Source organism: Acinetobacter psychrotolerans (assembly GCF_048552595.1).
GTDB lineage: Bacteria > Pseudomonadota > Gammaproteobacteria > Pseudomonadales > Moraxellaceae > Acinetobacter.
The window spans coordinates 132,364-151,800 of sequence record NZ_JBIMDK010000007.1 but is presented as its reverse complement, the minus strand read 5'-3'; the positions used below and the strand labels follow the sequence as shown (position 1 = coordinate 151,800).

General features: G+C 36.4%; 17 protein-coding genes. 2 read left to right on the top strand and 15 right to left on the bottom strand.

Annotated elements, in window-relative coordinates; genetic code table 11:
• Positions 1 to 3: 3 nt before the first annotated feature.
• The 15 genes from ACG94X_RS08820 to ACG94X_RS08750 form a co-directional block, all read right to left on the bottom strand.
• Entirely contained in the window at positions 4 to 792 is a 789-nt protein-coding gene (locus ACG94X_RS08820; protein ID WP_419383350.1) for a helix-turn-helix domain-containing protein, read from the bottom strand.
• Positions 783 to 1,544, bottom strand: a complete 762-nt coding sequence (pilW, locus tag ACG94X_RS08815) for a type IV pilus biogenesis/stability protein PilW (protein ID WP_419383369.1) — start codon at positions 1,542 to 1,544, stop codon at positions 783 to 785. Before pilW ends, ACG94X_RS08820 begins: the two co-directional genes overlap by 10 nt.
• Positions 1,545 to 1,643: 99 nt before the next feature.
• Positions 1,644 to 2,879, bottom strand: a complete 1,236-nt coding sequence (rlmN, locus tag ACG94X_RS08810; protein WP_419383349.1) for a dual-specificity RNA methyltransferase RlmN — start codon at positions 2,877 to 2,879, stop codon at positions 1,644 to 1,646.
• A 177-nt stretch (positions 2,880 to 3,056) separates the two neighbouring features.
• Positions 3,057 to 3,488, bottom strand: coding sequence for a nucleoside-diphosphate kinase (gene ndk / locus ACG94X_RS08805; protein ID WP_419383348.1), 432 nt, complete (start codon positions 3,486 to 3,488; stop codon positions 3,057 to 3,059).
• Positions 3,489 to 3,608: 120 nt separating this feature from the next.
• Positions 3,609 to 3,809 carry a Fe-S cluster assembly protein IscX gene (gene iscX / locus ACG94X_RS08800; protein ID WP_419383347.1) on the bottom strand — a complete coding sequence of 67 codons (201 nt, stop codon included), beginning with the start codon at positions 3,807 to 3,809 and terminating at the stop codon, positions 3,609 to 3,611.
• Between the two features lie 287 nt (positions 3,810 to 4,096).
• Complete coding sequence (locus tag ACG94X_RS08795; RefSeq protein ID WP_419383346.1) at positions 4,097 to 4,648, bottom strand: phosphatase PAP2 family protein; 552 nt, start codon at positions 4,646 to 4,648, stop codon at positions 4,097 to 4,099.
• 27 nt (positions 4,649 to 4,675) lie between these two features.
• The gene (locus tag ACG94X_RS08790) at positions 4,676 to 5,962 is read right to left on the bottom strand and encodes a glycosyltransferase family 4 protein (RefSeq protein ID WP_419383345.1); all 1,287 of its coding nucleotides are present in this window, start codon (positions 5,960 to 5,962) and stop codon (positions 4,676 to 4,678) included.
• 198 nt (positions 5,963 to 6,160) lie between these two features.
• Positions 6,161 to 6,592 (bottom strand): spore coat protein U domain-containing protein, encoded by a 432-nt coding sequence (locus ACG94X_RS08785; protein ID WP_419383344.1) that lies wholly within the window; start codon positions 6,590 to 6,592, stop codon positions 6,161 to 6,163.
• A 14-nt stretch (positions 6,593 to 6,606) separates the two neighbouring features.
• On the bottom strand, positions 6,607 to 8,928 hold the full coding sequence (locus ACG94X_RS08780) for a fimbria/pilus outer membrane usher protein (RefSeq protein ID WP_419383343.1): 2,322 nt from the start codon (positions 8,926 to 8,928) through the stop codon (positions 6,607 to 6,609).
• A gap of 6 nt (positions 8,929 to 8,934) precedes the next feature.
• On the bottom strand, positions 8,935 to 9,645 hold the full coding sequence (locus ACG94X_RS08775; RefSeq protein WP_419383342.1) for a fimbrial biogenesis chaperone: 711 nt from the start codon (positions 9,643 to 9,645) through the stop codon (positions 8,935 to 8,937).
• Positions 9,646 to 9,763: 118 nt separating this feature from the next.
• On the bottom strand, positions 9,764 to 10,279 hold the full coding sequence (locus ACG94X_RS08770) for a hypothetical protein (RefSeq protein ID WP_419383341.1): 516 nt from the start codon (positions 10,277 to 10,279) through the stop codon (positions 9,764 to 9,766).
• A gap of 1,131 nt (positions 10,280 to 11,410) precedes the next feature.
• The gene (locus ACG94X_RS08765; protein ID WP_419383340.1) at positions 11,411 to 12,235 is read right to left on the bottom strand and encodes an XAC2610-related protein; all 825 of its coding nucleotides are present in this window, start codon (positions 12,233 to 12,235) and stop codon (positions 11,411 to 11,413) included.
• 94 nt (positions 12,236 to 12,329) lie between these two features.
• Positions 12,330 to 13,346, bottom strand: coding sequence for a ketol-acid reductoisomerase (gene ilvC, locus ACG94X_RS08760; protein WP_419383339.1), 1,017 nt, complete (start codon positions 13,344 to 13,346; stop codon positions 12,330 to 12,332).
• A 151-nt stretch (positions 13,347 to 13,497) separates the two neighbouring features.
• The gene (gene ilvN, locus ACG94X_RS08755; protein WP_419383338.1) at positions 13,498 to 13,989 is read right to left on the bottom strand and encodes an acetolactate synthase small subunit; all 492 of its coding nucleotides are present in this window, start codon (positions 13,987 to 13,989) and stop codon (positions 13,498 to 13,500) included.
• Complete coding sequence (locus ACG94X_RS08750; protein WP_419383337.1) at positions 13,986 to 15,713, bottom strand: acetolactate synthase 3 large subunit; 1,728 nt, start codon at positions 15,711 to 15,713, stop codon at positions 13,986 to 13,988. The genes ilvN and ACG94X_RS08750 overlap by 4 nt, the downstream gene beginning before the upstream one ends.
• A gap of 572 nt (positions 15,714 to 16,285) precedes the next feature.
• On the opposite strand from ACG94X_RS08750, the gene ACG94X_RS08745 reads away from it, so the two are divergent.
• Together ACG94X_RS08745 and leuS are read left to right on the top strand one after the other, a co-directional pair.
• Positions 16,286 to 16,621, top strand: a complete 336-nt coding sequence (locus ACG94X_RS08745) for a DUF4124 domain-containing protein (protein ID WP_419383336.1) — start codon at positions 16,286 to 16,288, stop codon at positions 16,619 to 16,621.
• Between the two features lie 122 nt (positions 16,622 to 16,743).
• Positions 16,744 to 19,380, top strand: coding sequence for a leucine--tRNA ligase (gene leuS / locus ACG94X_RS08740; protein ID WP_419383335.1), 2,637 nt, complete (start codon positions 16,744 to 16,746; stop codon positions 19,378 to 19,380).
• The last annotated feature ends 57 nt before the right edge of the window (positions 19,381 to 19,437 follow it).

Below are 19,437 nucleotides of genomic sequence, written 5' to 3'. Positions count from 1 at the left end.
CCATTAACGTGATAAACGGAATTCGGCTCTTCCATTCACTGTATATGGAGACAATGAAATCTGTTCATTATTAAGACTTAATGACACAGCTGTTGCATCATCAAGACGAATTTGAAATGGTGATTGTCCACTCATCGTCAAAGTTGCAGATTGACGACCTGTTGCCAAGACTTTACCTGTGCTATCAACAATATGCACAGAAGTTGGATGACTAAAGTTTAAAACCATCTGGTCTCCAGACGTTGAAGTCAAATTATTCAAATTCAAAACTTCTACATCCGATTCTTGTGGTTTAACATCTGCATCCGTATTTTTACTTGATGTGAATTTTTGAATCCCTGCAATCGCCAACCAAATAACAACGACGGCAATAATGGTGATTAAAATACGCTTTAACCATTTTCTATTGCGATCACTTTTAGAACCAGGAAGTTTCCCCATAATTTTAATTGGAGAATTGTTCAATGCATGATTTGGCAAAAGACCCGTGTCATTTTGGTAAATCTCATCGAAACGCTGAATGATTGCAGTTGCATCAACATTCAAATATTTTGCATAAGAACGATAATAACCTTTGATAAATGTTGCTTCTGGCAAAGATGTATATTCATCTTTTTCCAATGCCTGTAAAGTTTTCACAGGCATTTTCAACTCTTTAGCAGCATCCAGTAAATCAAGGTTTTTAGAAACTCGAATTTGACGCAAATACTCACCTGGACGTTGAACATTTCCTAAACCATTCGATGCTACGTTTGAACCTGTAGGTTGCTGTGAATTAGGATTTACTTCCATACGGCCTCAGTACTGTACTGTAATTGCAGATAACGTTGATATTCTTTACTTTCTGGGAATAAAGCACGGAGTTGATTGACCAATACTTGCATCCCCATTGGGTCATTTTTGGCACGTGCAATACGTAAACCAATCCAAAGTGCGCGTGCACCTTGGTTGTTCTGACCAACTAAACGAACATATTGTTCATAAAGTTGACTTGCTTGTGCATTTTTTTGCTGCAAATAAAAAAGCTCAGACAACTCTATCAAAGAAATGATTGAATCGCGATTCACTTGTAAAGCTTGTTTAAATGCTTTTTCCGCATTTGCAACATCGCCTACTTTCAAATAAACCCGACCTAAATTCTCTAAAGCTTTATAACGCTGATCATACCCTAAAGTAGTCCCAGCAATATTAAGCTGTTCGATGGCTTCATTATAGCGTTCTGTAACAAATAAATATGTTCCATAATTATTACGAGCCTGTGCATTTTTTGAGTCACTGGAAATCGCACGTTTAAAATAATGGTCTGCTTTTTCCAAGCTGATCTTACTGCCTTCTTGTTGCAGTAAAACACCCATCATCATATTGGCTGTTGAGTCACGCGAATCAGCTTCGAGTGCTTGATCTAAAGAACGCTTTGCAGCATCCAGATCACCTGTACGGATATATTCAGCAGCAAGTTGGGTACGTACTTTTACAGCTTTTTCAGGGTCTTTTTTTGTAATTGTATCTTCACCAGTGGTTTGACACCCCTGTACAACCAACATAGATAGACCGATTACTACAACTGCAATTGCTTTTGAATACACCGATTTTCTCAAAGCTTGCCCCCAATATTCCGTTTAGTCGATTTTTAAATCAATACATTAGCCATCCGAACGTATGATTTCATTACGCTCTGCAACTTTTTTCTTCCATTGCTCTGCACGACGTGTTCTATCTGCCACTTGCCCCACCAATTGACCACAAGCTGCATCGATATCATCACCACGCGTCTGACGAATCGTACACACAAAACCAGCATCAGACAAAGTTTTTTGGAAAGAAATAATACGATTTCGACTTGAGCGATCATAAGGCGCATGTGGAAATGGGTTAAATGGAATTAAATTAATTTTACTTGGTAAATTTTTCAACAGCTTAATCATTTGTTGTGCATGTTCTGGGTGATCATTCACACCATCTAACATCACATATTCTATCGTCACATGTTTACGTGAACTTTCATTGCCATTTTTATTAATATAACGCTGACATGCTGCGATCAATTGTGCTAACGGATATTTTTTATTGATTGGCACAAGTTCGTTACGCAATTCATCATTTGGTGCATGTAGAGAAATTGCCAATGCAACATCAATATCTTTCACCAGTTGATCAATTTTCGGCACAATACCAGAGGTTGACAATGTCACACGACGTTTAGACATACCATACGCAAAATCATCAAGCATGATGCGCATTGAACTTAAAACAGCATCATAGTTCAACAATGGTTCGCCCATACCCATCATTACCACATTGGTCACCGAGCGTTCACGCTCTGCAACAGGCACTTCTTCCATATAAGAATAGTTTGCGACCCACAACTGCCCAATGATTTCATCTGGCGTTAAATCACGTTGAAAACCTTGTTTCCCAGTTGAGCAGAATGAACAGTCAAGCGCACAACCCACTTGCGAGGAAATACATAAAGTTCGACGTAATCCAGAACGATGTTCGGCAGGAATCAGTACTGTTTCCACCAAAGAACCTGCACCCTCACCAACACGGAATACCCATTTACGAGTACCGTCTTTAGAGTAGTTTTTATGCACGACTTCAGGCGCTTTAACCTCACAAATTCTTTCTAATTTTTCACGCAATTTTCCAGAAATATTGCTCATTTCCGCAAAATCAGTCACAAAAAACTGATGAATCCATTTCATCACCTGTCCTGCACGGAATTTTTTCTCCCCCATATCTTCGAAGAATTTTTCCAATTGCGGACGTGACATGCCAAGTAAATTCACTTTCTGTACAGACGTTGTCTCTACAGATTTTGATGGTGCATGCTGCTGTTCATCTTGCATAGTCGATGAAGCGACAACTTCAGAATTCATGTGTATTACCTAAATCATGTCATGGGATAAAACAATTTGCTCAATATTTGAACAATAAAATCTTTTGGAAATAAAAAAACCAGATAAGTAGTATAACACCTATCTGGTTTAGGGTCTGTTATCAATTTATAAATCACAGCGTGATTTACAAGTATGACAGACCCTATGTACTAGCAATTAGCGAGTACGTGGGCAAACTTCAGTTTGAGCGAAGAAGTAGTTAACTTCACGGTCAGCAGAAGCTACAGAGTCAGAACCATGAGCAGCATTTTCGTCGATGCTTACAGCGAAATCTGCACGAATTGTACCAGGAGCAGCTTCTTTAGGATTTGTAGCGCCAAGAATATCACGGTGAGCAAGAACAGCGTTTTCGCCTTCAAGAACAGATACTACAACTGGACCAGAAATCATGAATGCAACTAGGTCAGCAAAGAAACCACGTTCTTTATGTTCAGCATAAAAACCTTCAGCTTCAGCTTTAGAAAGTTGTTTCATTTTAGTCGCAACGATTTTAAGTCCCGCTTTTTCAAAACGTGCAAAAATGTCACCGATGTTGTTTTTAGCAACTGCGTCTGGTTTTACGATAGATAAAGTACGTTCAATAGCCATGATTGGCTCCTTAAGTCAATTTGACACGAAAATTTTGCCGCATTATACCGAAGAATGAGCAATTTTCCGATTTTGATATGTAAATAATATGAATTTTTAGATGGATTGTCGCAAAATTAATTAATTTGCTTCATCCATCCAAGCCATTTGAATCCCTTCAAGCAAGCCTTCCGTCGATTTTGTTGGATCATCACTAAATTCAGGCAAGGCGCAAACCCACGCATGTAAGTCAGTAAAACGTATCCATTGTGGATCCACATCCGGATGCGCTTCTGTGAGTTCAATTGCAATATCAATGGTATCTGTCCAACGTAAACCCATTTAGGTCGTCCTTACTTGTATTTGATCAGACTACTGTATCAAATCTCAACCCATTCAGAAATCATTCATTCTGAACGATGACCTAATTTAAATACGGACCTGATTTAAAGCATCAACGTTTCACAATATCTAATCTAAGGTTTGATCACCATTGCAATCTTCAATTATTTTGAATTTAGATAAACATGTTTGATGGATTTTGATTCATTACTCAAAATTAAAACCCTGATGTAAAACTTCATCAGATTCTTTATTTAATAACTGATAAATCATGAAAATATAAAACATTATAAAGCTACTCCAAAGATCGGTGCAGTTAAAATAATCACACTTGCCACAGTTGAACCAATCAATGCACCAACAATAACATCGCTTGGATAATGCAGACCTAAAACCATCCGAGATAGAGCAACCAAGAGAGTAAAAGGCAGCATAATGATCAATAAAATTGGCTGAATATAACCAAAGACGATGGTCGCCATCACCGCATGTAAGGTATGACCAGAAGGAAAACTAAAATGATCCAATGGTCGCTCACCAAGAATAATCACTTGATGAACTTGATACGGTCGTGGTCGTACTGTTTTTTGCTTTAAAAACTTATAGATGCCCGTACCTAGTGAACCTGTAATGACGACATATAGAAGTTGCAAGCCAAATGCCCAGCCCATTTGCAACCAAACCAGTACGAGCATCACATACCAAAAAGTGCCATCACCTAGGCGACTAATAACTTTAAAAAAGGATGCAATACTTTGAGTATGTGATAAGTGGTTGAGATACAAGCAACCTTTCAGGTCGAGATCGAGCATTTTTATTTTGGTATTTTTAAAATTCATTTTCACTCTCCTTTTGCTAGAGATGAACTAAGTCAGCAGTTTTGAATCCTGCTTGACCCGATAAAGTGCTTGTTCAAATTGTTGAACTGGTTGTTGCCACCCGATAGTTTGCACATCATGCATTGCCTGTTGCCCCATAGACCTTAGTGTTGCGTTATCAGGGATTTCTAATATATGTAGGGTGAGTTGTTTAATATTCCCGATTGGACACAACCAACCTGTTTGTTGATGTTTGACATGTAATTGAGCACATGCATAATCATAAGCAATAATAGCTAGACCACTTGCCATTGCTTCTAGCACGACATTCCCAAAGGTTTCTACCTGACTTGCAAAAACAAAAACATTAGCACTCGCATAAGCTTCGGCAAGTTGTATGCCACTTAAGCTTCCCATGAAGATTATATGATCAGCACCTTGCATTTTTTCTAAACGTGCACGATCTGGCCCATCGCCAACTAATACCAATTTCACTTTACGCTGTGTCGAGTTCCTAAGTTCACTAAAAGCATCAATCAGCACATTAATTTCTTTTTCAGACGACAGCCGCCCCACATACAATAATACCGTTGTATCTTCATCTGCACCCCATTGCTGTCTAAGCTTTGCAGAATAACGTTGTGATGAAAAACGTTGTGTATCTATCCCACGACCGACAATGGTCAAAGGGCAAGTTACGCCAAACTCACGTAAAGCCAGCTCTGTATCACGACTTGGTACACATGTAAGTTGCGTTGCATTGTGAAACCATTTTAAGTATTTTTGGATTGGCTTGACGAGAAAGGCTAAATCAAAGAAGCGACTAAACTCTTGAAATTGTGAATGAAAACCACTTGAAACAGGAATACACCTAGATTTTGCGGCATGCAGTGCGGTAAAACCTAATGGACCTTCCGTTACGATATGAACAACATCTGGAGAAAAAGCCTCAATTGCTTGAGAAACTTTTAAATATTGTGGCCATCCAAATTTCATCTCTGGATATTTAGGTATAGATTGACCATTAACCAAGCATTCTTTATTGGGTTGAAATTCCAAACAGCTTTTCTTTTGCTTTGGGCGAATCAATAAAATTTTATGACCTTGACTTTGCAGACCTTTGCATAATTGTAACAATGAAAGTGCTACACCATTAATCTCAGGTGCCCATGTTTCAGTCACAATAGCGATTCTTAAACGAGGTTCTTTTAAGTCACGAAACAAATCTATATCAAAGGCAATTGCTTTTTTCTTATTATGTTTAAAATAAAATCTAAAATATTCAGGTATATCTTGCTGTCTGTATTGCAAGCGATCTACGTAGGTTTTATTCATACGACCTAATCTCTTTATTTTTAAGTAGATTAAGTGATGATTTTTACACTTTAATGATTTTTATATGACAGTTTTATTAAATCAGATTATTTTTGGCGGTATTTTAAAAAATATCCCCCTATAACCAGATGCATAAAGCGAAGCCAAAGTTTATACCTAACTTTCAATTAAAGTGATGTAAATACAGCTCCCACCAACTTAAAAACCAATATTAACTGAGATTGTATCTTCATAATCACCTGCGGGTAAATTCCTATTTAAGTAATCAGCCAACTCCACAGCGATAGAGTACTTTATATTAGATCCAGTAATACCACTAACACTTCTCCCCCACACATAAGATCCACCACCACTATTAATACTCATGCGCGTATTGACCTTATATTTCGGGTAAATCGTATTTTGTAAAAAACTATCTCCAAGACTGCTTCTTAAATTACGACTTTGAAACTTAATATGATAACCACTATTACAATTAATAAAAATTGTCGTACCTACTTGACTACCTTTATAATTACCCAATTGCATATTCGTTTCTGTAATCCGATCTACTCCGCATCCCTTATATGGCTTAGCATAAAGATTAATTGCTGTGATACAGAGTAATATCCCAAATATTATTTTCCTCATTTCCGCTCTCCTTTTTACTTACATACCAAATCAAATAGTTGCGAATCTGTACTTTTTTGCGTGGTATTTACGATATCTAAGTGTGTGGTACAACTTGCGCCTCCTTCAGTTTTAATCAAAAGATCATACTGATCAGGTTTTAATCCATACAAATAGACTTTACCTTCACTATCAATTGGATATTTTTCATTTTCCTGACTTGAAACATATACCATTGAACCTTGTTTAAAGATTTGATTATTTCCATCAACCAATTTAACAATAATTGTTTTTGTTTTATATATTGGGAAATTAATAACATAACCACGCTGATTTAATGCAACCAACTGTTTTGATGAGTATTCAAATACATCTTCGATTGGTAATTGATTTTGATCAAATGCCAAATCTGTGTAAACATATGGCGTAATATCATGAACAAACATATACCCTTTATCATTGGTTCGACCAAGCAGTGATAAAGATCGTGTAACATCAATATCTTTATAATCTGAAACTTTAACCAATGCGAAAGCATTATCTACATATTTAGTGAGTGAAAACTTATTATCTAAAAAGACTAAAGCACCACGATAGTCAAGTTGGGTATTATGGTAACGCTCGCCTTGATCATGTGACACAGCCAAATCACCATAAGCTGATTTCCATAAACCAAAAGCATTATATGAATAATCAGAACCAGAACGATTAGCCCCCAGCACATAGTCAAAGTTTTTGGCTAATACACTGTTTTCCACATAACGCAAACGTGACGTATCAGCATTTGTATCATGATCTATATATAACCTTTTCGCATTATCAAAATTATATGAGTATGAAAAAGTAAAGCCATTATCTTTATCTGCAGTTAAGTTTTTAAAATAGCTCATAGAAAATGTAGATTTATTATTTATATTTTTAAAAAAACCAACATTTATAATTTGAGTGTCTCTATTATTACTTTGACTTGTTTGATAGTATTTCCTTTCCACAAAATTCAGATTTAAGCTATCCCAAAAAGGAACTTTAAATAAACTTAAATAAACCAAGTTATCCATTTTTGTCAGATCAATATAATCTGTATAACCTAAAGTTTTAAATTTCCGATCATTAAATTTAGACATTAAACCAAAAGAATAATAGGTGGCATCCCTACTTAATGACAATGCGTTTGAATAACCTGTTTCATTATCACTTCTGCTTGCTGTAAGAGAATAATCCAGCAATGCATATTTACTCAGTGCTTGAGTCCACAAAAAGCTTAAATTAGAGTTTTTTTTGCTATATCCTACATTTGTTCCTAATGTTGTAGATTCGTTGATACCACGTCTAAAATATAAATTTGAAAAAAATTCTCTATAATCATTACTATCTTCATCGTAGTTGTAACGCATTTTCCCTAATGAAAGATTATATTCATTCAACCCTGTTTTTAATAATCTATTGTTAATATAAATTGGAAAGCTTTGTACAGTCCGATTTCCAAGCACATCTTCAACCACAATTTGAGCTTGCCCACCTTGCTGTATTGAGGCTCCAGATTGCAATGCATAATATCCTGGTGTAACTTTTTGCTGATACATACTGATCCCATTGATAAACAAATCAACAGTTGACGGTAATGCAGCACTCCCTTTTAACGTCGGTACATTCCAATAAATAAAATCGGGTCGCTCTGTAAAGTCAGAACCAATACTAAGCCCTCCAAAACGATAGGAGCTTAATAATGAATTAAAAATACTGGTGTTATCACCCGCAGTGACTTTTAAAAATTTTTCAGGAAATCGGATATCAAAACTTGTGCTTAAGCGTGTGGTTTTACTCTCGGTATCTGTATTTCGATAAAGCATTTGATTATTGAACAACCAGTAATCCCTAAATACGCCCAACTCACCTAAAGCACTAAATTCTTTACTAGTATTATCCTGACCATAAAATGTTTCATAATTTAAAAAACCACCGAAATCTGCTTTATCTGGTGCCATTATTTTTTTGTTATAGTCTGATCCTGCAAAATATTCGGCGGGAAAATTCAATTTCAAGGCCTGCAAGCCTGAATCGATTTCCGTCTTATTTGGCTCTTTGCTGACTAAGCAATAATTACTATTAGTAGAATCTCGGTCAAAATGACTATCCTGAATATCCAATGTTTTAAAAACATTGCATTCAATATAGATTTGCCCATTTTTTTGAATCATCAATGTTTCAACTGCACGATCAACACCATTAATCCATAGATTAACCAAAGACGTATTTTGATCTTGGATGGGGATGGCTTGTGTGTTGCTTTGATCAGCATAACTATAAATACTCGAAAGTATTCCACAAAGAAGTATGCTGAGTTTAAATTTATCCATATGCTATTACCCCTTTATTTTCATTTCTAAAGGGAGGTCGCTTTTATCAGTGAAAATCATTAATTTATATTGGCTCAAATCACCAAGATTCACTGAGCCGATATCAAAATCATGGTTTTGACCTTTCAGCAAATATTTCATTTCACTTTTAATAGCAATTTCTTTTTTATTTGCATCTAAAATTTCTAATTTAGTAATTTGAATATGTGAATTTGCATTATTCCTAACATTCAGAATCAGGTTTTTATTGGATTGTTTCGCTTGTATTGCTAAATCAGCTTTTTCTTGCTTCCCTACAAAAAATGGAATTGATACATTAAATAAGAAAGTTACACCGGTTTCTTCAACCACTGGGGTGACTTCTTTAAAAATAATTCGCCATGTTTTTTCAATTTTCAACTCATCACTTATGAGTGGCTGAGTAAAACCGACACGTACTATTTGCTTACTGTTAGGTTTGATCACAACGTTTTTAGGATTAATTAAAATATTGTCATCAGGGACATGAACATCTTCACCTTGTTCATTTTGAGTCCATTGAACCGCTGACATTTCAAAAATTCTTTCTTTGGGATCTTCAGTACTAATTATGGTAACTGTTGTACTTCTTTGCCTTGAATTCTCTTTTAAATACATTTGTACAGGGTCAAAATTCAATCCAGCAAATGCAGGCATAGCATACAATCCGAACAACAAAATAGGTAAAATTTTGTTCATATCATATTCCCACCATGAATTGTAATTATTAGAAGTAAAAAATATTCTTAGTAATTTGAGGTAGAATTATTAGATAACTCTACCTCAACATTTTTTTCATGACTTAATTGATTAAAATTTAAAATAGTACACCCACAGTATAAGTACCAGTGTAAGAACCTTCTTGATAAGATGAAGCGTTCAGACTATTACTTTTTGCATCAACAGTGAATGTACGAGGGGCAGATTGATAACCAAATGTCGACGTTGGTGTAACCGTAGTCGAACCAAGTAATGTAGTAACATTTACAGGAAGTGATGCTCCAGTACCATTCCGTTTGAGTACAGATGGCGCAACAATAGTCAGTTTATAATCAGCATTTGCAGTGACTGCAAAATTCCCAGTACCAGCCCAGTTATTGGTAGTACCTACTTGACCCAATGCAATAGTACTTGTATTGACTTTAAGTTCACATGTTTTTGGAACTTGAAGTGAAACCTTAATTATACCTTCACAGGGCCCACAATCATTGTTTGTAGTAGGTGGTGATGGATTCCTACCAGCTGTATCCGTAGCACTTTCTTCTGCAAAAGCTATTGTTGAACTCATTCCTAAGACGAGCGTGGTTAGTAAAGTTTTGGTTAATGTATTCATATTATTTCTCCATTTTTATTGATTTACACTGACATTCCTGACGTTTGATGACATTTCTTGTGAGTGCTTAGAGATGATAGGACTAACTTTCCAAAAAGAATTAATACACAACTTTTCACTAAAAAAATTACAAGAAATTGATATTTAAATTTCAAGTACCAACAATATTATTGTTTTTATTACACTTAAATAAATTGTTCGTTTTTTATACAAAAACTATTATCTAATTACTTCTGTTTGTATAAATTTTGTATGTTCTATTTAAAAAAATATCTGATTTATTTTTATAAGAATTTAATTATTTATCCATAAATAAATATTACACAAGACTACACAACATTTACAAAAAAATCTTATAAAATTACATTCACTTCAACTTTAAATATAAAAAATCTATTTTTTATAAAAAATAATTAGCAAGTACGATTATAAATTATATTTTGTCCGTTTTTATTGATTGCATATACTTAACCCAAGCTATTGCTTTTTTTATCTTTTCATTATTTCCCATTAAATAATTTAAAAAATAATATTTAACACTAAATCTCCTTCATAAAAAAAACTGATTAAAACATAATAAAACCAAAAAAAAGTGTCAATAAAATCACACTATAAAAAATATTATATAACTTCATTTGATTTGTAGAATACTCAAACAGGGAAATCTAAAATTTGGAGATTCATAAAGTATGACTAATGACTAAATTCTTTATATAACTAAAATAAATTCATAAAACTAAAATATTCTCCAGAATTTAAAATTAGTCAATAAAATTCAACAATATAAAAAAATAAATATTATAATATTTAATATAGCAATAATTCAAAATCAATATCTATTTCAGTTAATGAAATTCAACTTACTTTCACACGGTCTATCTTTTTAATTTCAACTCAATCATCAAACAATGACTTATAACTAGCCAAAACTCTTCCAAATTGAAACGTAAATTTTAAATTCAGCATGAAATTTAATGTATCTAGATTGAGATTCATTATTATGAAACAGACTTAAAACCAATTAATTAAAGTTAATGATAAATAAAAAAGGATTACACAATAAGCCACATTATTTAAAAACAATGCAACCCATTAAACATTTTAATTTAAAATAATTAAATAAAGTCTTTATTACAACCGATTCAATAAACCATTTTCAACCTGATAAATTTGTCCATCACCAAAATCTATTTGTTGCTTTTCACCATGTAAACTTGGGAATCCAATGATTTTTTCAAGTTGTGAGGAGCGTTGAAACAGATTAGTTTTAGGGTTATACATCCAGTAAATATAACGTTTATCTTCGACGGTATATCCTTGTGACAAGTCTGATAAAATCACATCATAATACCCATCAAAATTAATATCCATATAGCCCATACTACTCGGATATGCAGTAAAACCTGTCAAACTCTGCAACACGCTATTATTATTTTTATTAAGTACATCAACACGTTTTAACGCCTTTCCATATGTATTATTCACATCATATTGACCATAAAACTTAAAGACAAATACAGGTTTATTGGCAATTTTAAATGCTGGTTCGAACTGTACCGACTTTCCAAAAGTATCATCTTTAGAGGTCAATAATCCTTTCATTATTCCGCTATTTGCATTGAGCGTTGCAGAAAGCTGATATGTATCATTTTTTGTTGTTTCTTGATCTGAAGGTACAGAATTTAGACTTAATTGATCGCCTTTTTGTGAACCTCTGAACTCAACCACAGAACCTTCCATCAAATCAATCAATGTGGCATGAGGATTAGTAATTCCAGCATACAAGCTCATGAAATAACGCCCTTCACTCGATCTCAACATACGCTGCATAGAAATACGCACATCATTTAAAGGCTGTATAGCGTTTGATTCAGCTGAATTATTTTGAGTACTCTCAGCAAAACCAAAGCATGAAAGTGACAATGTCATCATTGCGATAAGAAATTTGATTTTCATGATTTAGTACCAGATTCGATAATATTCAACCATATCTAATCTATCATAAAAAAACCCACTCAAAAGAGTGGGTTTTTGAAAAGAAAACTAAAGATTAGTTCTTTTCTTTATCAACGATTTTGTTTGCTTGAATCCAAGGCATCATACCGCGTAACTTGTTACCAGTTACTTCGATACCATGTTCAGCATTTTGACGACGACGAGCAGTCATAGAAGGATAGTTTAACGCACCTTCGTTAATGAACATTTTCGCATATTCGCCAGATTGGATACGTTTAAGCGCATTACGCATTGCTTCACGAGACTGTTCGTTAATCACCTCAGTACCCGTTACATATTCGCCATACTCAGCATTGTTAGATACTGAATAGTTCATGTCTGCAATACCGCCTTCAAACATCAAGTCAACGATAAGTTTTAACTCATGTAAACATTCGAAATACGCCATTTCTGGTGCATAACCAGCTTCAACCAAAGTTTCGAAGCCCATTTTCACTAATTCAACAGCACCACCACAAAGAACTGCTTGCTCACCAAATAGGTCAGTTTCAGTTTCTTCACGGAATGAAGTTTCGATGATACCTGTACGACCACCACCCACACCAGAAGCATAAGAAAGTGCTACGTTACGTGCATTACCAGAAGCATCTTGATGAATAGCAATAAGATCTGGAACACCAGAACCACGTTGGAATTCTGAACGTACAGTATGACCAGGTGCTTTAGGCGCGATCATGATTACGTCTAAGTCAGCGCGTGGAACAACTTGGTTATAAAGAATAGAAAAACCATGAGCAAACGCTAAAGTAGCGCCTTGCTTGATGTTTGGTTCAATAACGTCACGATAAAGTTGTGATTGGAACTCATCTGGAGTCAAAATCATAACAACGTCAGCTTGCGCAACAGCAGCAGGAACTTCAGACACTTTAAGACCTGAATTTTCAGCTTTCTTCCAAGAAGTAGAACCTGCACGTAAGCCAACAGTTACGTCAACGCCAGAATCTTTAAGGTTAAGCGCATGCGCATGACCTTGTGAACCATAACCAATAATTGCTACTTTTTTGCCTTGGATGATCGATATATCTGTGTCTTTATCATAAAAAATTTGCATTGCTGTCTCCGCTAAAATGCTGTATTTCCTCTTCTCATCCTAAAGATTTTATTATTACTTAAATCTTCTAGTCTAAGTCCCTCTCCTATTTCCAAGGAGAGGTTATATTTGAGGGTATAAAAAATCAAATAAATAGAAATTAAACTCTAATTTAAATGGATAGAACTTTTTCACCACGTGCAATACCGGATACACCTGAACGTACAACCTCTAGGATTGTGTTTTCTGCAAGTGCATCGATAAAGCCATCAATTTTTTCAGTTGTACCAGCAATCTGAATGGTATATGTCGTTGGTGTGACGTCGACAACTTGAGCACGGAAGATATCCGCAGTACGCTTAATTTCAGCGCGCGCAGAACCTAATGCTTTCACTTTAATCAACATTAACTCACGTTCAATATGCGCACCTTCAGACAAATCAACCACTTTTACCACTTCAACTAGCTTATTCAGCTGCTTGGTAATTTGTTCGATTTTATGGTCATCACCATATGTCGTCAGTGTTAAACGTGACATGGTTGCATCTTCAGTTGGCGCAACATTTAATGTTTCAATGTTATAACCACGTTGAGAAAACAACCCCACCAAACGAGAAAGCGCACCTGCTTCATTTTCAACGAGTACAGAAATTATATGTCTCATTTAGTACGCTCCCCTTTAGATAACCACATATCTTGCATAGATTGACCTGCAATAAGCATTGGATATACATGCTCTGAGCGGTCAACCATTACATTGATAAATACACATTTATCATTAATATCCATTGCTTCCTGAAGCTTAGATTCAAGCTCATCAGCATGGTCGATTTGAATACCGACATGACCATAAGCTTCCATCAATTTGGCAAAATCTGGCAATGAATCTACATAAGAACTTGAATGACGTCCTTCATAATTCATGTCTTGCCACTGCTTAACCATACCTAAAGCACGATTATTTAGGCATAAAATCTTAACATTTAGACCGTACTGCTTACAGGTCGAAAGCTCTTGGATACACATCTGAATTGATGCTTCACCCGTAATACAAACAACTTGTTGATCTGGGAATGCAAGTTTTGCAGCCATTGCGTATGGCAAGCCCACGCCCATCGTACCGAGACCACCTGAATTGATCCATTGACGAGGACGTTTATAGGTATAGTAATTCGCGCCAAACATCTGATGCTGACCAACGTCAGAAGTAATAATCGCTTCACTATTGGTAATACGATCTAATACTTGAACCACTTGCTGTGGTTTCATCACACCATCAACACCCGCTTCATAACGCAAGCCATGTACTTTGCGCCACTCATTAATCTGCGACCACCAAGCTGCTATTGCTTCTGGGTTAGGCTTAGAAACATTTATTTGTTTCAATTGCGCTAACATTTCTTGCAACACAGGCTCAACAGCGCCCACGATTGGGATATGCGCCATAATGGTTTTAGAAATCGTTGCAGGGTCAATGTCGATGTGAATAACTTTCGCATTTGGACAGAATTTCGCAGGATTATTGGTTACACGGTCATCGAAGCGCGCACCGACACACAAAATAACGTCTGCATTATGCATCGTCATATTGGCTTCATAAGTGCCGTGCATGCCCAACATACCAATGAACTGTTCATCATCACCAGGGAAACCACCTAAGCCCATTAAGGTATTGGTCACTGGATAATTTAAAAGATGAGCCAATTCTGTGAGTAATTCAGAAGCATTGCCCTGAACAACACCACCACCTGTATAAATAACAGGACGTTGCGCATTCACCAACTCATCAATCGCTTTACGAATTTGACCTGAATGACCACGATGAGGCGGTTGATAAGAACGCATCTTCACTTTTTCAGGATATTCGTAAGCAAATTTATCAATAGGATTCGTTACATCTTTTGGAATATCAACTACAACAGGACCTGGACGACCTGAAGCAGCAATATAAAATGCTTTTTTGATAATCGCTGGAATTTCACTTGCATGACGCACTTGGAAACTATGTTTCACGATAGGACGAGAAACACCGATCATATCTGTTTCTTGGAATGCATCTTCGCCAATAAGATGTGTCGCAACCTGACCAGACAAAATCACCATTGGGATTGAGTCCATATATGCAGTTGCAATTGGAGTAACGGTATTTGTTGCGCCTGGACCAGAAGTGACCAGTACTACACCTGTTTTACCTGTAACGCGTGAATAAGCATCTGCCATATGACCAGCAGCTTGCTCATGACGAACAAGGTAATGATTTATTTTATCTTGTTTAAATAGCGCATCATAAATATGTAATACTGCGCCGCCTGGATATCCAAAAACATGTTCTACGCCTTCGTCCGCTAATGCGCGAACTAGCATGTCACCACCAGATAAAAGTTCCAACGTATTCACCCTAATCTTTTTTCCATGACGATATGAGAGACATATGCCATGTTTCATTCATTGATTGTGCGCATTGTTATAGCACACATATTTAACTGTTTTTTGTAGCAATAAAAAAAATAAATCGTCATGCAGCCGTTTAGGCTGTATGAATCACTGAAATATGTTGGGATAAACATTTTTCGGTATCAATCATTTTCTCGGCTTAGAGAAAACGTTATTGCCTACGATGACATTGTTATTCGAAGGGTGATCGAATAAAACATCTGAAACTAAAGCAAGCATTTTTGTAGTTTTAGCGAACAAAGTCAAGCTGCCCAGCTGGCTTTTATTGATTATTTTCAGTCCGATATTTTAGCATATTAATAACTTTTTTTTATGTATTTTATTTTTATGCCTTACTTTTTTTACTTAAAAATCCCTTTCTTTAGAATTAATCTTTTCATTGAATCAATTTCGTATAAAATACAAACAGCAAAAGAAGTTGAATGATTTTAATGGGTAACATCCGCCAAAAATGATTCAGCCTTATCAAAACAAACACAAAATGATATCCATCTCAGGTATTTATCATGCTCAAATTTAAATGGTTCAACACAACATTCATGGCTGTTGTCGTATCCACTGTTGCCGTCACAGCATCTACACAAAGTTTTGCCAAACAATATTACAAATGGGTAGATAGTAAAGGTTCTACACATTACACATCTACGCCACCACCCAAAAATGCACGTGTTAAAAAAGTAGAGACCTACGGTTATCGTGGTGAACCGACAACAGCCCCTACACCAACTGTTGCACAACCAACAACGACTCCTGCTACTACAAATACAACATCTGGTCAAAATCATCAGAATGCTGTTCCAGTCGAGCAACAACAAATAGCCCCACCTAGTGATGCTAAGTAATTATTGAGTTAAAGAACAAGATAATAATTTTTCAGATTTTAAAGCGCGCAAAATTCACTTTTTGATGGATTTTGCGCTATGCTGTGTGCACAGTTTTTTAACCATTGCACTCAAATACGTTTATGACTACCCATATAGACCCTGAATATCAAGCTAGCGCGATTGAGCCTCAAGTCCAGAAAGACTGGGAAGATCGCAAATCTTTTAAAGTTGCCGACACTGTAGAAGGTCCACGTCGTTATATCCTCTCGATGTTTCCTTACCCAAGTGGCAAACTGCATATGGGTCATGTGCGTAATTATACCATTGGCGATGTGATCAGCCGTTTCCACCGCCTCAAAGGTGACACTGTCCTACAACCAATGGGTTGGGATGCTTTCGGTCTTCCTGCAGAAAATGCTGCGATTGCCCATCAAGTTGCTCCTGCAAAATGGACCTTTGAAAATATCGCGTATATGCGTGATCAATTAAAAAAATTGGGGCTTTCTGTCGATTGGGATCGTGAGTTTGCAACTTGTACACCAGAGTACTATCACTGGGAACAATGGTTATTTGTTCAACTTTATAAGAAAGGTCTAATTTATCGTAAACTTTCAACGGTAAACTGGGATCCAGTAGACCAAACTGTTCTTGCAAATGAACAAGTTGAAAATGGTCGTGGTTGGCGTTCAGGTGCATTGGTCGAAAAACGCGATATTCCAATGTACTACTTCCGCATTACCGATTATGCACAAGAATTATTAGATGATTTAGATACATTAAAAGATGGTTGGCCACAACAAGTCTTAACCATGCAACGTAACTGGATTGGTCGCTCACAAGGGATGGATATTAGCTTCCCTTCTGCGAACCCTGAAATTTATGCAGATGATTTAACCGTATTTACCACCCGTGCAGACACGTTAATGGGTGTGACTTATGTTGCAGTAGCTGCTGAACATCCTCTAGCACTTAAAGCTGCTGCAATTCAAGAAGCAGCTGGTCATCCTAAACTTAAAGCCTTTATTGAAGAATGTCGTATGGGGTCAGTTGCCGAAGCTGATCTTGCGACTGCCGAGAAGAAAGGCATGACGACTGGATTATCGGTTAAGCACCCTGTTACTGGTGAAGAAATTCCAGTTTGGATTGCGAACTATGTCTTAATGTCATACGGCTCAGGTGCAGTGATGGCTGTTCCTGCACATGATGAACGTGACTTTGAATTTGCCAATAAATTCGGATTGACCATTAAGCAAGTCATTGATGCGAAAAATGCTGATGATTCAGATTTTGATGCAACTCAGTGGCAAGAATGGTATGGCTCGAAAGCAGGTAAATTGGTCAATTCAGGTGAGTTTGACGGTTTAGATTTACAAGCTGCTTATGATGCATTCCTTGCAAAATTAGAACCGACTGAACTTGCTCATTCTAAAGTTCAATTCCGTTTACGTGACTGGGGCGTATCTCGTCAGCGTTATTGGGGTTGTCCAATTCCAATGATCAACTGCGACAAATGTGGTCAAGTCACTGTTCCAGAAGATCAACTTCCTGTTGTTCTTCCAACGGATGTTGTTCCAGATGGCTCAGGCAATCCACTGAATAAAATGCCTGAATTTTATGAAATAAAATGTCCAAGCTGTGGTGGCGATGCACGTCGTGAAACAGATACTCTAGATACTTTTGTAGAGTCATCTTGGTATTATGCACGTTATGCTTCCCCAAATTTTACAGGCGGTTTAGTTGAACCTGAAGCTGCAAAATCTTGGTTACCTGTTAACCAGTATATCGGTGGTGTAGAGCATGCGATTCTACATTTACTTTATGCACGTTTCTTCCATAAATTGATGCGTGATGAAGGTGTAGTACAAGGCAACGAGCCATTCACTAACTTGTTAACACAAGGTATGGTTCTTGCTGATACCTTCTATCGTGAAGCAGATTCTGGTAAAAAAACTTGGTTTAACCCTGCTGACATTGAGCTTGAGAAAGACGATAAAGGTCGTATTCTTTCTGCAAAATATACAGGTGACGGTCAAGAGGTTGTGGTTGGCGGTCAAGAAAAAATGTCAAAATCGAAAAATAACGGTATCGACCCGCAAGCGATTATTGACCAATACGGCGCAGATACTGCCCGTGTATTCATGATGTTTGCTGCTCCACCCGATCAATCTCTTGAATGGTCAGACGCAGGTGTTGAAGGCTCAAATCGTTTCTTAAAACGTGTATGGCGTTTAACAACTGGTTTCCTTGAAAAAGGCAACAATGTATCTGCTATTGATACAGCGAAACTTTCTACAGAAGCACAAGATTTACGTCGTAAAACACATGAAACCATTCAAAAAGTGGGTGATGACATCGAACGTCGTCATGCATTCAACACAGCCATTGCTGCGTTAATGGAATTGTTAAATGCGAACAATAAATTTGAATCGAAAGATGATAATGATGTTGCTGTAGCACGTGAATCAATCATCACGCTGTTAACTTTACTTGCTCCATTTGCACCACATTTAAGTCAAACTTTATTGACTGAATTTGGTATTGATTTGACTTCGGTACTGTTCCCATCTGTTGATGAATCTGCATTAACACGTAATACGCAAACCATCGTGGTTCAAGTGAATGGTAAACTTCGTGGTAAGTTAGAAGTCGCTATTGATATCTCTAAAGATGAACTTTTAGCATTGGCAAAAGCATTACCAGAAGTTCAACAATTCTTAACAGGTCCAACCAAGAAAGAAATTGTTGTTCCAAATAAATTAGTTAACTTGGTGGTTTAAAAGCTTTTAAGCCTCCCTTTTGTAAAGGGAGCTATGGAGGGATTTTATTAGAGAATC

Coding starts and splice junctions, on each gene's coding strand:
- ACG94X_RS08820 (WP_419383350.1), bottom strand. CDS start 792: ATGGAAGTAAATCCTAATTCACAGCAACCTACAGGTTCAAACGTAGCA.
- pilW (WP_419383369.1), bottom strand. CDS start 1,544: ATGTTGGTTGTACAGGGGTGTCAAACCACTGGTGAAGATACAATTACA.
- rlmN (WP_419383349.1), bottom strand. CDS start 2,879: ATGAATTCTGAAGTTGTCGCTTCATCGACTATGCAAGATGAACAGCAG.
- ndk (WP_419383348.1), bottom strand. CDS start 3,488: ATGGCTATTGAACGTACTTTATCTATCGTAAAACCAGACGCAGTTGCT.
- iscX (WP_419383347.1), bottom strand. CDS start 3,809: ATGGGTTTACGTTGGACAGATACCATTGATATTGCAATTGAACTCACA.
- ACG94X_RS08795 (WP_419383346.1), bottom strand. CDS start 4,648: ATGAATTTTAAAAATACCAAAATAAAAATGCTCGATCTCGACCTGAAA.
- ACG94X_RS08790 (WP_419383345.1), bottom strand. CDS start 5,962: ATGAATAAAACCTACGTAGATCGCTTGCAATACAGACAGCAAGATATA.
- ACG94X_RS08785 (WP_419383344.1), bottom strand. CDS start 6,592: ATGAGGAAAATAATATTTGGGATATTACTCTGTATCACAGCAATTAAT.
- ACG94X_RS08780 (WP_419383343.1), bottom strand. CDS start 8,928: ATGGATAAATTTAAACTCAGCATACTTCTTTGTGGAATACTTTCGAGT.
- ACG94X_RS08775 (WP_419383342.1), bottom strand. CDS start 9,645: ATGAACAAAATTTTACCTATTTTGTTGTTCGGATTGTATGCTATGCCT.
- ACG94X_RS08770 (WP_419383341.1), bottom strand. CDS start 10,279: ATGAATACATTAACCAAAACTTTACTAACCACGCTCGTCTTAGGAATG.
- ACG94X_RS08765 (WP_419383340.1), bottom strand. CDS start 12,235: ATGAAAATCAAATTTCTTATCGCAATGATGACATTGTCACTTTCATGC.
- ilvC (WP_419383339.1), bottom strand. CDS start 13,346: ATGCAAATTTTTTATGATAAAGACACAGATATATCGATCATCCAAGGC.
- ilvN (WP_419383338.1), bottom strand. CDS start 13,989: ATGAGACATATAATTTCTGTACTCGTTGAAAATGAAGCAGGTGCGCTT.
- ACG94X_RS08745 (WP_419383336.1), top strand. CDS start 16,286: ATGCTCAAATTTAAATGGTTCAACACAACATTCATGGCTGTTGTCGTA.
- leuS (WP_419383335.1), top strand. CDS start 16,744: ATGACTACCCATATAGACCCTGAATATCAAGCTAGCGCGATTGAGCCT.